This window comes from Brevundimonas sp. LF-1 (assembly GCF_037055305.1).
In the GTDB taxonomy this organism is placed as follows: domain Bacteria; phylum Pseudomonadota; class Alphaproteobacteria; order Caulobacterales; family Caulobacteraceae; genus Brevundimonas; species Brevundimonas sanguinis.
Genome location: NZ_CP146349.1, coordinates 2,187,359 through 2,201,518 on the forward strand (window position 1 = coordinate 2,187,359; position 14,160 = coordinate 2,201,518).

Sequence of the window (14,160 nt, forward strand, 5' to 3'; positions counted from 1 at the left end):
GAAAGACCCCGGAGATCGCTCTCCGGGGTCTCTTGCTAGGGTCCGTCCGCTTACCAGCTCCAGGCGTCGCGGACGACTTCGATGATGTAGCCGTCGTAGTCGTCGATCAGATAGATCGCATTGTCGACATAGACCCACCGCGTGCCCGGAGGCGGATAGCCCAGGCCATAGGTGCGCCAGTCATTCACCTGATAGCGCCAGAAGACGTCCGGCAGGTACTGACCGACGGAGTACTGCCGGTTCCAATAGGTTCGCGGCACGCTGTAGTAGCCGTAGCCGGGTGCGAAATAGAAGCCGACGCGCACGCCGCTCCAGCCCCGGAAGCGGCTGTCGTAACGCCACCAATCGCTGCGATGACGACGGTCCCAGTCACGGCGCCACTGGTCGCGGTTCCAGCGATTGTGGAACTCGCGATAGTCCCGATCCCGGTTCCAACCGGGACGATCCGGCCGGTGCGGACGATTGACGTCAGGGCGGCCGGGGCGGTTCCAGTCAGGACGGTTCGGGCGGTTGGCGTCTGGACGATTCGGACGGTTCCAGTCGGGCCGATCGGGACGGTCGGGACGCGTCGCCCCCGGTCGATCAGGACGGTCCGGTCTCTCCGGCCGTTGCGGACGGTCAGGACGATCCGGGCGGTCAGGCTGGTTCGGCTGATTCCAGTCGGGACGGTTGGGACGCTCGGGCCGCTGTCCTTCTGGGCGATCCGGGCGGTTGGGCCGTTGATGATCAGGGCGTTGGCCCGAGGGACGTTCGCCTTCAGGCCGCTGCGGACGCGGGCCGTCCGGCGTTTGGGGACGAGGCTGATCGGGACGAGGTTGCACGCTCTGGCGCGGGGTTTCGTGACGCTCGCGCGGCCGCATGGCCATATCGCCGCGATCGCGCTGCGGCGCGGCGCGGCGTTCAGAGCGGCGGGGACCGTCCTCGCGGATCTGGGCGCGTTCAGGGCGCTCCTGGGCCAGGGCCGACAGGGGGCTGCGGCGGGCACGAGGAAGGCGGAAACCGCCGCGAACATGAGAAGAGAACGTTTCATGGTCAAAGTCCTCGCACGCCCAGATTGGGCGGCTTGAACGGAAAATAGACGGCTGAGCATGAACTGCGGCTGAACGGCGGTCACAGAGCGCCGTCATGAAAAAGCCCCGCAAGACAAATGCTTGCGGGGCTGACAGACTGCGCAGGTGCGGGTTTAGTAGACGTTGTTCATCACACTGGCGATCAGGCCCGTGGCGACCGCGATCATCAAGATGTCATTGCCGGCGTGGACGTAGCGGTAACCGCGCGGCGCAGGGCGCAGGCCATAGAAATAGGGGTCGCTGACATAGTAGCTGCGATACGCTGGCGGCAGGTATCCGCCCGTGCGCCAGCGATAACCGTAATAACGCGGCTCGACCCGATAGTAGCCATGGCCCGGCGCATACCAATAGCCGTTGCGCGCGCCGCGATAATCGCGGAATTCGGGGCGTCCGCGCCACCAGTCGCGGTTGTCGCGGCTCCAGCGGTCGTGACGGCGCCACTCGCGCTGGTCAGAGCGGCGGTCGTGACGCCACTCGCGACGATCTTGGCGCCATTCGCGACGGTCGTCTCGTCGATCCTGACGCCACTCGCGGCGATCATCCCGGCGATCCTGGCGCCATTCGCGGCGGTCGTGGCGATCCTGGGCCTGCGCCATCATGGGAGCGGCCGTGGTCGCCAGCGCCAGGGCGATGACGGCGGCCTTGGTCAGGCGGTTCATGTTAAACTCCATGCAAAGCGGCGAAACCCTGTCAGGAGCCAGCTTCGGCGGCGGCGAATGAACCGCGGCTGAACCGGTCTGTCAGCCTCGCGTCCGCAGGCGTCTGGCGCGTTAACTCTAATTTTAAACCGCCGGTATTTGAATGCGGGTCCGAGAGCGGCGCAGAACGTGCTTCTCAGGAGGAACCTAGCGATGAACGCCCATGATACGGCGCGCCAACAGACCGACTACGCGCCCTTGCCCCTGCCCACGCCGGATATGGACGGCGATGCGCTGTTCCGGTTGGGCCTGGCCTATTCGTCCGGCCTGGACGGATGCCCGATCGACCGGGTGTCGGCCCATATGATCTTCAACCTGGCGGCCATGAAGGGGTCGCTCGAGGCGAAAGGGTATCGCCGCGATCTCAGCCAGGAGATGGAACACGACGAGATCGCCGAGGCCCAGCGCGCCGCGCGTCGTTGGATCGACGCCGGTTCATCGTCTCTGGCGGCCTGATTTCGAGCTGACCGAGACGGCTTCGGCGTCTGGACCGGGCGGCGACGGCGGGGTATGCACCGGGCAAGTTCTCCGTCCGAAGGATTCCGTCCATGCTCGCTCGCATCTATCGCCCGGCCAAGACCGCGATGCAGTCCGGCAAGGCCAAGACGCGCGACTGGCGCCTGGAGTTCGAGCCCGCCTCGGCTCGCACGATCGACCCGCTGATGGGCTGGACCAGCTCGACCGACATGAACGGCCAGGTCCGCCTGAGCTTCGACACCAAGGAAGAGGCGATCGAATACGCCGAACGCCACGGCATCGCCTTCCGCCTGCATGAGCCGAACGAAGCGCCGGTCATCATCAAGGCCTACGCCGACAACTTCGCGACCGATCGCAAGCAGTCCTGGACCCACTAAGGCCCGCCGCGGCCCCTGGCGCCCATAGCTCAAGGGGCGGACTGCGCGAGTCTGACGGCTCCAGCGCTGTGTGTGACCGCGGCAATACGCGCCGCCGCGATGTCTCGCTGCACATATCCATAGAGCTGAGAGCCCAGCCACGCGATTAGACTGACGATGGCGGCTAGCATCCCAAGGCCGTTCGGATGGCCGTCTTGATGGCCTCCGTCTCGCGCTCATGGCTGTCGCCCCCGCACCGGCTAAGTCCCGCCGAAACCCGTCAGATGCCCGTAGGCGCTCAGGGTCGGCCTTTCTAACAGCAGCATCGACGCACGCAGCGTCGGCTTGACGAACGGCGCGGTCGGCATCGGTTCTGCCCTTTGCGACTTGCCCAATCGCGGGACGACGCCAGCGATCAGATCCAGCTTCTCCGGATGGGCTTCGGAGATGCCGCACCATCCGGCAGGGAAGGGTGTTCAACAAAGCGCGCCGACTTTCGTGGGCAAGCCGCCCTTGTTTTTCGCGCGTTACCTCGCCCATAGTTCACCGAACGGAGAACTTGATGAGCGACATTATCAGACTGCCTGGCGGCGTTGAAACTAACCTGCGCCGCCTCAACGTCGGCTGCGGCTTTGACATTCGCCCCGACTACATCAACGTTGATATGAACGACTTCCACAGCCCAGACGTGGTGGCTGACATCGTGGACCTGGACGGCTTCCCCGACGGCCAGTTCGACGAGGTTTTCGCAAAGGACGTGCTGGAGCATTTCCTGTGGCGCATGACGCCCTTGGCGCTCCGGTCCTGGAACCGCGTGCTGCGCGTCGGTGGGAAGCTGGTGCTCACCACGACCTACCTGCCCGGTCTGGCGCAGCGTATTTTCTCCCCAGGCTACATGACCGATCTGCGGACCCAGCACATCACTCTGGTCAACCTCTTCTCGAGCCAAGGGTATCCGGGCGATACGCACTACACCGCCTTTACCGAGCGGCAGTTGCGTTTTCACGCGCACAACGCGGGCTTCGGCGTCGAACATGTTGAGCTGGATGGCGGATGGCTTATCCGCATGACGATGGTGAAGGAGGAGGAGCGCTCGAACCCCGATATTACCACCGGCGACGATGGTGAGTTCGTGCACCGTATGTATCGCGACATCCTCGGGCGAGAACCTGACGCCGAAGGCACGGAAAGCTGGATGCACCGCCTTTCAGCAGGCGAGTTCGATCGTAAGGGTGTCCTGCTTCAGTTCATCGGCTCTACCGAACGGCAAGAGATCGACATGCGGGCGATGGACGCATTTGAACCTGGGCCGCTGACGCTGGGGATTTAGGCGTCAGTCCATATGGTGAATAGATATAAGATCGCCGGGGTCAACGCCAAGCGTGGCGGGGCTTTGCGCCGAAACTCCCCGCCTTTCCGGCGTTGTGGGCGCCACCCCTCCTGACGATGCTTGCTGCATCGGGGCCCCCGCTGGCTCGACCTTGGCCGTGAAGGCGTCGCGCACGAAACGGCTCGTCGGTCGCGCCGTCGATCGCCGTGCTGATCTGGCGCCCATGGCGCGGGTCTGTAGGCCGACATCAGACGCGACCGCGACAATGGCCAGCGCGAACGATATCCTGAAGGTCTCTATGTCGCGCAACAGCCGCATGGCGAGGAACGAGCAGCGGAAGGGGGCTGGTGGCATGAACATCCAGGACGCACGAGTCCGACGGTCGGGTCGGACGGGAGTCTGACAGTCGCGGTTCGTTCTCTTGCCGCCGTCGCCGAAACCTCTTACGGAGCAACACTTTCCGGCCCTAGGCGCCCATAGCTCAACCGGATAGAGCACCCGCCTTCTAAGCGGACGGTTGCAGGTTCGAGTCCTGCTGGGCGCGCCACGCCTCTAATCCACGCGTCAGATCGGCGAGCAGATCGGCCGGATCCTCCAACCCGATATGCAGGCGCAGCAGTTGGCCGGGCAGGTCGGGCGCGTGCTGCCGATAGGCCAGTTGCGGCGTCTCGTAAGTGATTAGGCTCTCGAAGCCTCCCCAAGAATAACCCATGCCGAACAGGCTGAGCGCGCGCATGAAGGCGTGGGCCGCCGCCTTGTCGCCGCCCTTCATCACCACGCCCATCAAGGATGCCGCGCCGTCGAAATCCCTGCGCCAAAGCGCGTGCCCGAGCGAGCCGGGCAGGGGCGGGTACAGCACGCGGGAGACCTCGGGCTGGTCCTGAAGCCATTCAGCGACCTGCAGGGCGGCGCGCGCCTGGGCCTCATAGCGCAGCGGCAGGGTGCGCAGCCCGCGCAGCGCCAGCCAGGCGTCGTCTGGCGAGACATGCCAGCCCATGTCCTCGATGACGTTGCTGATGGCCCGGATGATCTCGGCCTGCGCCGCGACGCCGCCCATCAGAAGGTCCGAATGCCCCCTGCGTATTTCGTCAGGGCCTGAACGCTGACATCCACGCCGTGGGCGAGCGGGCGAAAGGCCAGACCGGCCGCCCAGGTGTTGTCCATCACCGTCAGCACGCCACGCGCCCTGCAGGCCGATGCGAGAGCAGGCACATCCATCATTTCAAAGGTGAGGGAGCCGGGCGCTTCGATCAGCAGCACCCGCGTCCGGTCATGGACCTGATCCATCACCGCTTCGACAGAGGCCCCGGCCGGGTGAAAGCGCGCGGTGACGCCTCTGTCGGCCATGTGGCGTGTCAGAAAACGCCGCGTGGGGCCATAGACGGCTTCGGTCGTCAGCACTTCGTCGCCCGGCCGCAGAAGGGCGGTGAGGGGCACGGTGACCGCCGCCAGACCGGACGGAACCAGAAAGGCCTCGCTTGCCCCCTCGAGGTCCGCGAGAGCCGCCCGCAGCTCACGCGCCGCGCTGGTCCCGTCCAGCCCATAGACAGGCCCGTCGCTCGGGTCCTGCATCGCCGCCGGATCGTCGCTCAGCATGGTGGAGGCGCGTTCGATCGGCGGATTGACAGGCCGGCGACCCAGGCCGCGTCGCGTGGCGCCGGCGATCAGTCGCGTGCGGTCCGACAGCTTCGGCATAGGGGCTCCGAGTAGTGGGGGCGTTCAAGGCCATGTTGGCGTTCGATGGCGAGGCCGACAAGGCGCGCGATGGCTCAGCGTGGCGGGGGCTGCCGACCTGCGGCGGGCGGGCGCAGCAATCATTGGAGCAGCCGCCAAGACCTCAGATCAATGAAAATCCCGCGACCCCGGCAGGATGCGCACGTCGCGCGGGTGCCTGTGGGACGGGTGGCGCGACGGCTGCGGGTGAGCGACGACGTCAGCGCGAGACAGTTGAATGTGGGCCTCGTGGTCCTCCGACAGGCGGGACAGTTCGGCGCTGCGGTCGAGGATGCGACGAGCGACCACGTGGACGACGCCTTCAGGGCTTTTCTCGACCACGCCTTCGACCTGCATCAGGCGGGCGCCCATGACCTCGCGCCGGAACTGGTCCAGCATCCGCGCCCACAGGACCACGTTGGTGATGCCGGTCTCGTCCTCCAGGGTCACGAAGACGGCGGCGCCCTTGCCCGGCCGCTGACGCACCAGGACCACGCCTGCGACCTGTACGACGGAACCGCCGCGCTTGGCCTCGGTCGCCGCGCAGGTCAGCACGCGGTCAGCGGCGAAGACGGGGCGCAAGATGGCCATGGGGTGGGCCTTCAGCGACAGGCGCGCGGTCTGATAGTCGGCGGCGACGTGCTCGCCCAGCGGCATCAGGGGCAGATGAGCGTCGGGTTCAGCCCCCAGTTCGCGGGCGCCGCGTTCGCGCGCCTCGGCGGCGGCGAACAGGGGCAGGGGATCGTCGTCGGGCAGGCGACGCACCGCCCACAAGGCCTCGCGACGGTCCTGGCCCAGGGACCGGAAGGCGTCCGCGTCGGCCAGCTTGCGCATGGCGGCGCCGGGCAATTCGGCGCGTCGGGCCAGGGTTTCGATATCGACGAAGGGCCTTTCGGCCCGCGCTGTCGACAAGGCGTTGGCCCAGTCCTCTCTGAAGCCGTCGATCTGGCGAAGACCCAGGCGCAGAATGGGCGCGTCGGCAGGGCCCTCCAGACTGTTGTCCCAGTGGCTGTATGAGACGTCGATGGGGCGCACCTCGACCTTTCCGACCTCCTGCGCCTCGCGCACGATCTGGGCGGGGGCATAGAAGCCCATGGGCTGGCTGTTCAGCAGGCCGCAGGCGAAGGCCGCCGGGTGGCGATGCTTGATCCACGACGAGACGTAGACCAGCCGGGCGAAGCTGGCGGCGTGGCTTTCGGGGAAGCCGTAGGAGCCGAAGCCCTTGATCTGGTCGAAGCAGCGCTGGGCGAAGGCTGGATCATAGCCGCGCGCGACCATCCGACTGACCATGCGAGTTTCATAGGCGTGCAGTTTTCCGTCGCCGCGGAACGTGCCCATGGCCTTGCGCAGGCCATTGGCCTCGCGGTCGCTGAATTCGGCGGCGACGATGGCCAGTTTCATCGCCTGCTCCTGAAACAAGGGCACGCCGAGGGTCTTGCGCAACACCTGTTCCAGTTCGTCGGGCGGGCCGTGATCGGGGGAGGGCGAGGAATAGACGACCTCCTCCTCCTTGTTGCGGCGACGCAGATAGGGGTGGACCATGTCGCCCTGAATCGGGCCAGGGCGGACAATGGCGACCTGGATGACGAGATCGTAGAGGCAGCGTGGCCTTAGGCGGGGCAGCATGTTGATCTGGGCCCGGCTTTCGACCTGGAAGACCCCGATGGACTGGCCCCGACACAGCATGTCGTAAACGGCTGGGTCCTCGCGCGGGACGGTGTGCAATTCCCAGTCCTCATGCTCATGCGTGCGGATCAGGTCGAAGGCCTTGCGGATGCAGGTCAGCATGCCGAGCGCCAGAACATCGACCTTCATCAGGCGCAGGGCGTCGATGTCGTCCTTGTCCCATTCGATGAAAGTCCGGTTCGGCATGGCGGCGTTGCCGATGGGGACCATCTCGTCCAGCCGGTCCTGGGTCAGGACGAAGCCTCCCACGTGCTGGCTGAGATGACGGGGAAAGTTCAGCAGGCGAGACGCCATCTCGACCGCGCGGGCGATCGTGGGGTTGGCGGCGTCCAGTCCCGCCTGAACGACGTGGCGATCGTCGATCTCGGTTCCCCAACTGCCCCAGTGGCTGGCGGCCAGACGGGCGGTGATGTCTTCGGTCAGACCCAGGACCTTGCCCACTTCGCGGATGGCGCTGCGGGGGCGGAAGTGGATGACGGTGGCGGCAATGCCGGCGCGGTGGCGGCCATAGCGTTCGTAGATGTGCTGGATGATCTCTTCGCGCCGCTCATGCTCGAAATCGACATCGATGTCGGGCGGTTCGTTACGGTCTTCGGACAAGAAGCGCTCGAACAGCAGATCGGAGTCCATCGGATCCACCGAGGTGATGCCCAGGACGTAGCAGACCGCCGAGTTGGCGGCCGAGCCGCGCCCCTGACACAGGATGCGTTTGTCACGCGCCACGCGGACGATGTCGAAGATGGTCAGGAAATAGGGGGCGATGTCCTTGCGGGCGATAAAGGCCAGTTCCTTGTCCAGCAGGGCCTGGACCTTGTCGGGAACGCCGTCGGGATAGCGCATTGCGGCGTGACGCCCCGTAAGCTCTTCCAGCCAGGCCTGTGGGGTCCAATCGGGCGGGACCGGCTCTTCCGGGTATTGATAGCTGAGTTCGGACAGATCGAAGGTCGCGCGCGACAGGAAGGCCGTCGTCTCGGCTGCCGCCTCGGGCGCGTCTTTGAACAGGCGGACCATTTCGTCCACGGGCTTCAGCCAGCGTTCGGCATTGGCTTCCAGCCGGCGGCCGGCAGTCTCGATGCTCACGCCTTCGCGGATGCAGGTCAGGACGTCCTGCAGGTCGCGGTCATCGGGCGCGGCGTAGAGGACATCGTTCAGCGCCAGCAGCGGAACGTCCGTCCGCGCCGCCATGGCCTTCAGTCGGGCCAACCGGCGCCGGTCGTCGCCGCGCCTGTGCAGAGCGGCGCCCAGCCAGACCGCGCCCGGCGCCGCCTCGGTCATGCGAGCCAGCACCTCTTCCAGCCCTGTCAGCCGATCGGGCGGGACGAGGATCAGCAGCAGGTCTTCAGGATCGGCCAGCAGGTCGCGCAGGCCGATCTCGCACTCGCCCTTTTTCGCCCGGCGATTGCCCAGGGTCAGCAGGCGCGTCAGGCGGCCCCAGCCCGCGCGCGTTTCGGGATAGGCGATGACGTCCGGCGTCCCGTCGTTGAAGACCAGCCGCGCGCCTGTCAGCAGGCGGAAGTCCGCCGCACGCCGCTTTACCTCTTCGGACAGGGCCGGATCGTTCAGCGGATTCTCGATGAAGGCGATCTCGCCCGGACTGCCGCCCTCGCGCACCTTGTCCGGCGGGGCCAGGCCTTCGGCCCGCAGTTCCTTCAGCGCGCTCCAGGCCCGCACCACGCCCGCTACGGTGTTGCGATCAGCCAGCCCCAGTCCGGCATGGCCGCGCAGGATCGCCGTCAGCACCAGATCCTTGGGATGCGAGGCGCCGCGCAGGAAGGAAAAGTTGCTGGCCGTCGCCAGTTCCGCATAGGCGCCGCCAGGGTCGAGCCTGCTCATGCGAACAGGCCGTGGATGAACCAGCGCGGCTCGGGCGTCTCGCCATAGAAACCCTGGCGGAACAGCCAAAAGCGACGGCCGTCCCGGTCCTCGACCCGGTAATAGTCGCGGGTGCGCTGGTTCGGGGCGCGCCACCATTCGCCGCTGATCCGCTCAGGCCCTTCGGCGCGCGTCACCTCGTGCAGGACGCGGCGCCAGCGGAACTTCAGAGGATAGCCGTCAGGGACTTCGGCCAGGGTCTCGACCGGCTGGGGCGGATCGAACATCTGCAAGGGCCGCAAGGGCGGATCGTCGGGATCGAGGTCGGGCCAGGTCTCGGCGCCATGGCGGGCCGAGGCCGGAACCAGCCGCGCCGCCCGTTCGGGAATGTGCGAGGCGAAGGGCTCGAAACGCAGCACCGCCTCTGGCCCCAGGCGCGCGGTCAGCCGGTCGACCAGACGACTGAAGGCTTCCTCGCCGGGCGTTTCGCGCTCCAGGCCTTGCTGGGTCGGCGCCAGGATCTGGGTCCAGGGCACGGACATCCGCATCTGGTCGAAGCCGAAGCCGGGGTCCAGCGGGACGGCCAGGGCCGCCATCCGCTCGCGGAACAGCCGCAGGGTCGCGGGCGCGTCGCGGGTCGGACGGCCGGTGCGGACGGCGATCCGACGCGTCTCGCCGTCCACGCGATAGAAGCCGGCCTCGAAGGCGCGGCCGCCCAGGCCCGTCTGATCCAGTCGGTCCATGGTCTCGATCAGCAGGTCGGACAGAACCCGCTCGATGTCTTCAGGCGCCGAGATCGGCTCGAAGAAGACGCGGTCGACCACGACGGGTGCGGCCGCACGATGCGGGGTGATGCGCACGTCCTCGTCGCCCAGAACCCGCGCTAGCCGGGCGGGAAAATCGGCGCCGAAACGGGCGGCCAAAGGCGCGCGGGGCCGGTCGTCCAGGTCAGCCAGACGTTTCAGCCCTGCGCGGCGCAGGGCCTGCTCCTCCTTTTGCGGCAACTCCAGAGCGGCGACGGGCAGGCGGCGTGCGGCGGCGCGCTCCTCCCCGGGCTCGAACCGCCCGCCGGATCCGAAACGCGCCAGGGCGCGAGCGACCTGAGGCGTTGCGGCCAGGGCGCATCGCGTTTGAAGCCCGGCGCGTTCGGCACGCGTCTGAACCGTCCGCATCAGGTCCGCTTCGCCGCCGAACAGGTGGGCGCAGCCGGTCACGTCCAACATCAGGCCGTGCGGCGGGTCGAGCGCGATCATGGGGGTGAAGCGGCCGAAGTCCTCCAACACCCGTCCCAGCAGGGCGTCGTCCAGGTCCGGTCGATGGGCGACGACGCGCAAGGCTGGGGTCCGCGCCCGCGCATCGGCCAGGGCGATGCCGGGGGTCAGTCCCGCTCGCGCGGCCGTCGGATCGACCGCCGCTAGCCGCAGGGCGCCCTTGATCTTCTCGGACAGGACGACGGGCGTATCCTCAGGCGGCGCGTCTTCGCGCTGCTCCTGACGCCGCAGCCGGTCGCTGGGCAGCCAGGGGAACCAGACCGCCATATAGCGGCGCGGGCGGGCGGAAGGTTCGCTGTTCACGATCCCACTCCATGATCCAGGTTCCGGTCGCCCCGCCGCCGCGCCGCCGCAGCAGGGTCGCCGAAAAAGACGGCCGCCCCGGCGCCTCGCCTTCCAAGGGTTCTGAAGCGCAGGACGCCACTGACCAGCGGGTCTCGGCCGCGCTGGGGCAGGGCAGGGCGCCCGCCCGCGCCAGGAACAGGGTCGCGCCGCCTGCCTCGGCCGCCAGAGCCAGTCGCCGGCTGGCCGTCAGGCTGAAGGCCTTGGCCTCGCCCCAGGCGCTCAACAGCACGGCGCCCACGGCGGGACTGCGGAGGGCCTCTTCGCCCACGGTCAGCAGGGTCTGCACGTCGCGCACCCGCACCAGCAGCAAGTCGCGCGGCGACAGCCCCATCTCATGCAGGCCCGGACCGTGCGGCCGCCCCGCCTCCTGGGCCATCATCTCATGCAGGCCCCAGACGATGGGCCGCTCCGCCGCCGCCCGCAGCGCCATGCCCAGTCCGAAGGCGTTGACCGCCACCGCGTCGGCGGGCGCAGCGGCGTAGAGATCGTGAACCACGCCGGTCGCCAGAGGGGCGAAGACATCCTCACCCGCATGACGTTCAGGTGTAGCGACGCGTCGTGCGCCACATCGCTCAAGCGCCTCCAGCCGCGCCTTCAGCGCAGTCAGCGCTTCTGGTTGTGAACAAATGTTCCTCATTTGTTCTATATGCGCTCCTGCCCATGGGAGGAGTCAAGCGAGGCAGAAAGATTATCCAGCCGTGAGCTTAGGGCCCGGCGATCTCCGTTTAGCGCCCTGCAATGATAAGACGGCGGCGCCGCTTTGAGATGATGTTTGGGTGACGGGCGGCATGTCGCCACACGCTTACGACTCCTGGGCCTAAGACGGAGCGCGCTTGGTCGTGCTGGTGCAACGCAACGGGGCGGCGGCCCTAAGGTATTTTGGTGCTCGGATGGGTCATGCCGCTTTTCATTCATTTAGTGCTAAGTTAATGAATGAGGGCCGGAGAGGGTTCTAGAGGCCAGCCCGGCGTATGGGAGGCTTCAAAAACGTGACTGATAACACTGTGCCGCTGTGCTCGATCCTCGCTCATCACGCGGCGAGGAGGCCTGGACGCCTTGCGCTCATCATGGACGACCTGCGTCTGACCTATGCGGAGTTGGACGCGCGCTCGACGAAGCGCGCGCGCTTCATGCAGGCCCGTGGGGTGGGGCAGGACGACTACGTCACCGTGGCGCTGCCGAACGGGCTGGACTTCTACGAAACGATCTTTGGTATCTGGAAGCTGGGGGCGACCCCGAACGTGGTGTCCGCTCGCCTGGCGCCGGTCGAGTTGGAGCACATCCTCGGCCTGGTTGGGCCGCGCCTGTTCGTCGGCCAATGCCCGCGTGAGGACATCCCCACGGTAGATGGCGCTTTTGAGGGCTATCAGGCGCTTTCGGCCGAACCTCTGCCGCCGGCTATCGCCAAAAACTGGAAGGCCATGACGAGCGGGGGTCCACAGGGCGGCCCAAGGTGATCGTCGACGCCATGCCGGCGCAGTGGAACACCACCGAGGGTTTCCTGCACCAGCAACCCGGCGAGGTCGTCCTGAACCCAGGGCCGCTGTATCACAACGCGCCGTTCCACTGCATCACCATGGCCATGTTCACCGGCAACACCATTGTTGAGATGCAGAAGTTCGACGCCCAGCGGGCCCTCGATCTGATCGAAGAGCATGGCGTAAACTGGGTGACGATGGTCCCAACCATGATGCATCGGATCTTGCAGCTGGGGCCGGAGGTCCTGGGCCGCTACAAGCTTCCGACCCTGCGCATGATGCTGCACATGGCGGCGCCCTGCGCGCCCTGGCTCAAGGAAGCCTGGATCGACTGGTTGGGTAGCGATCGCGTCTGGGAATATTACGGCACCACAGAGGCGACAGGCTCGACCATTATTTCCGGAACCGACTGGTTGAAACGCAAGGGTTCGGTGGGCAAGGTCCGGCCGGGTTATGACCTCAAAATCCTCGACGCCGATGGCCGTGAATGCGCGGTGGGCGAGGTGGGCGAGGTCTTTTTCCGACCAGAAACCGGACCGTCGTCGACCTACCATTATCTGGGCAGCGACTCGCGCCTGGTCGGCGAATACGAGACCATGGGCGACCTCGGCAGCGTGGATGCGGATGGCTATCTGTATCTGTCGGACCGTCGCAACGACCTGATCATCTCGGGCGGCGCCAATATCTATCCGGCCGAAGTCGAGGCGGCGCTGGAAGCTCATCCGGACGTGCGCGGCAGCGCCGTGATCGGGTTGCCGCACGATGAATGGGGTTCAGTGGTGCATGCCATCGTGCAGCCGATGGACGGCTCGACCCTCAGCGAAGAGGTTTTGCTGAAGTTCATCAGCGCGACGCTGAGCCGTTACAAGATGCCGAAACGCATTGAGTTCACCAACGAGGCCTTACGTGACGAAGCCGGCAAGGTCCGGCGCGCCGCTTTGAGGCAGGCGCGCCTGCCTCAATAAGGACTGCGGCCGGTCGGGACGCGCGTCAGCTAGACTGGGGCGCGTCCTTTTTCTTGCTGGCGGCGAAGACGGCGGCGAAGCCCGCGGCCATGAAGGTGACGAAACGCTCCCGCACGGCTTGAAAGTCGTCAGAACTGCAAGCGCCGTTCGATAGACGGTCAATCCGGCCCGTGCGCGACAGGATGAGGGTGTAGGCGCCGGACGTCAGTTGGAAACACCAAAAGAGGTCTTCGTCGCTCGCATCAGGGACGGCCTTCTTCAGCAGTTCGATCAGGCGCAGCACCAGGGGATCGAAATACTCGTCCATCAGCTCCGTGCCGTAGCCGGGCGCATTGTTGACCTGGGCGAAGATGCGGCCAAAGCTGCGCCAGCCTTCTTCGCCATGGATATAGGCGTCAAAGGCGTTGTCGTAGAAAGCGCGCAGGGCCCCCTCGATGGTCACGTTGTCGCCGACGGCATTGGCGTAGTCGTCCAGCCCGGCGATACGCGCCGATACGGCCAGTTCAACCCGCCGCTCCCACACAGCCTCGAACAATGACTGCTTGCCGTCGTGGTAGTAGTAGATCAGGGCGGGGTGGATGCCCATGGCGTCTGCGACATCCTTGATCGTGACGCCGAAGTAGCCGCGTTGAGAGAATAGATCCTCCGCCGTGTCGAGAATCAGTTTTTCGGTCGCTGCGCGTTGTTCAGCGCGCGAGCGGCGGACTTTTTCTCAGGCGTGGTGGCCATTGGGGCGGGACTCTCCAGTAGGCGCTCTGACGTGACGATCTGGATGAAATGGTACCCATCCGAGCGGCTGGCGCGATGCTCCGTCATGAATAACACGCATTTCATTTAGCTGCGACAAAATGAACTTGACGGGAAAGTTTCATTTAGTGCTAAGTGAATGAATGGGTGGCTGGCCGAGGCGGCGGCCACGAACTAGAGCGGCCAAAGTCGCCATCGGGAGGTCAATTTGA

General features: G+C 66.2%; 11 protein-coding genes, 1 tRNA gene and 1 pseudogene. 6 read left to right on the forward strand and 7 right to left on the reverse strand.

What is annotated here, in order from left to right:
* Positions 1-50 precede the first annotated feature (50 nt).
* Positions 51-866, reverse strand: a complete 816-nt coding sequence (locus V8F63_RS12120; protein ID WP_392353380.1) for an RcnB family protein — start codon at positions 864-866, stop codon at positions 51-53.
* A 317-nt stretch (positions 867-1,183) separates the two neighbouring features.
* Positions 1,184-1,729 (reverse strand): RcnB family protein, encoded by a 546-nt coding sequence (locus V8F63_RS12125; RefSeq protein ID WP_392353381.1) that lies wholly within the window; start codon positions 1,727-1,729, stop codon positions 1,184-1,186.
* Between the two features lie 192 nt (positions 1,730-1,921).
* Between V8F63_RS12125 and V8F63_RS12130 the strand changes: the two genes are divergently transcribed.
* The 4 genes from V8F63_RS12130 (at position 1,922) to V8F63_RS12145 (ending at position 4,478) form a co-directional block, all read left to right on the forward strand.
* Positions 1,922-2,224 (forward strand): sel1 repeat family protein, encoded by a 303-nt coding sequence (locus V8F63_RS12130; protein ID WP_278070933.1) that lies wholly within the window; start codon positions 1,922-1,924, stop codon positions 2,222-2,224.
* A 92-nt stretch (positions 2,225-2,316) separates the two neighbouring features.
* Positions 2,317-2,622, forward strand: coding sequence for an ETC complex I subunit (locus V8F63_RS12135; RefSeq protein WP_024352890.1), 306 nt, complete (start codon positions 2,317-2,319; stop codon positions 2,620-2,622).
* A gap of 541 nt (positions 2,623-3,163) precedes the next feature.
* A complete protein-coding gene (locus V8F63_RS12140; RefSeq protein ID WP_303706141.1) occupies positions 3,164-3,931 on the forward strand; it encodes a DUF4214 domain-containing protein in 768 nt (255 codons plus the stop codon).
* 470 nt (positions 3,932-4,401) lie between these two features.
* Positions 4,402-4,478 (forward strand) — tRNA-Arg (locus V8F63_RS12145).
* Here the strand turns inward: V8F63_RS12145 and metC are convergent.
* The 4 genes and pseudogenes from metC to V8F63_RS12165 all read right to left on the reverse strand — a co-directional run bounded on the left by metC (position 4,437) and on the right by V8F63_RS12165 (position 11,254).
* Positions 4,437-5,626: pseudogene (gene metC, locus V8F63_RS12150) on the reverse strand (cystathionine beta-lyase). The gene V8F63_RS12145 and the pseudogene metC overlap by 42 nt on opposite strands.
* A gap of 147 nt (positions 5,627-5,773) precedes the next feature.
* Positions 5,774-9,163, reverse strand: coding sequence for an error-prone DNA polymerase (locus V8F63_RS12155; protein ID WP_392353383.1), 3,390 nt, complete (start codon positions 9,161-9,163; stop codon positions 5,774-5,776).
* Positions 9,160-10,716, reverse strand: a complete 1,557-nt coding sequence (locus tag V8F63_RS12160; RefSeq protein WP_392353385.1) for a DNA polymerase Y family protein — start codon at positions 10,714-10,716, stop codon at positions 9,160-9,162. Before V8F63_RS12160 ends, V8F63_RS12155 begins: the two co-directional genes overlap by 4 nt.
* Positions 10,607-11,254 carry a hypothetical protein gene (locus tag V8F63_RS12165; protein WP_392353387.1) on the reverse strand — a complete coding sequence of 216 codons (648 nt, stop codon included), beginning with the start codon at positions 11,252-11,254 and terminating at the stop codon, positions 10,607-10,609. Before V8F63_RS12165 ends, V8F63_RS12160 begins: the two co-directional genes overlap by 110 nt.
* A 493-nt stretch (positions 11,255-11,747) precedes the next feature.
* Here V8F63_RS12165 and V8F63_RS12170 point away from each other — a divergent pair, with 493 nt between their 5' ends.
* A complete protein-coding gene (locus tag V8F63_RS12170; protein ID WP_392353389.1) occupies positions 11,748-12,215 on the forward strand; it encodes an AMP-binding protein in 468 nt (155 codons plus the stop codon).
* Positions 12,212-13,201 carry an AMP-binding protein gene (locus V8F63_RS12175; protein ID WP_392353391.1) on the forward strand — a complete coding sequence of 330 codons (990 nt, stop codon included), beginning with the start codon at positions 12,212-12,214 and terminating at the stop codon, positions 13,199-13,201. The genes V8F63_RS12170 and V8F63_RS12175 overlap by 4 nt, the downstream gene beginning before the upstream one ends.
* A 25-nt stretch (positions 13,202-13,226) precedes the next feature.
* Here the strand turns inward: V8F63_RS12175 and V8F63_RS12180 are convergent, their stop codons facing one another.
* On the reverse strand, positions 13,227-13,865 hold the full coding sequence (locus V8F63_RS12180) for a TetR/AcrR family transcriptional regulator (RefSeq protein WP_392355087.1): 639 nt from the start codon (positions 13,863-13,865) through the stop codon (positions 13,227-13,229).
* Positions 13,866-14,160: the final 295 nt, after the last annotated feature.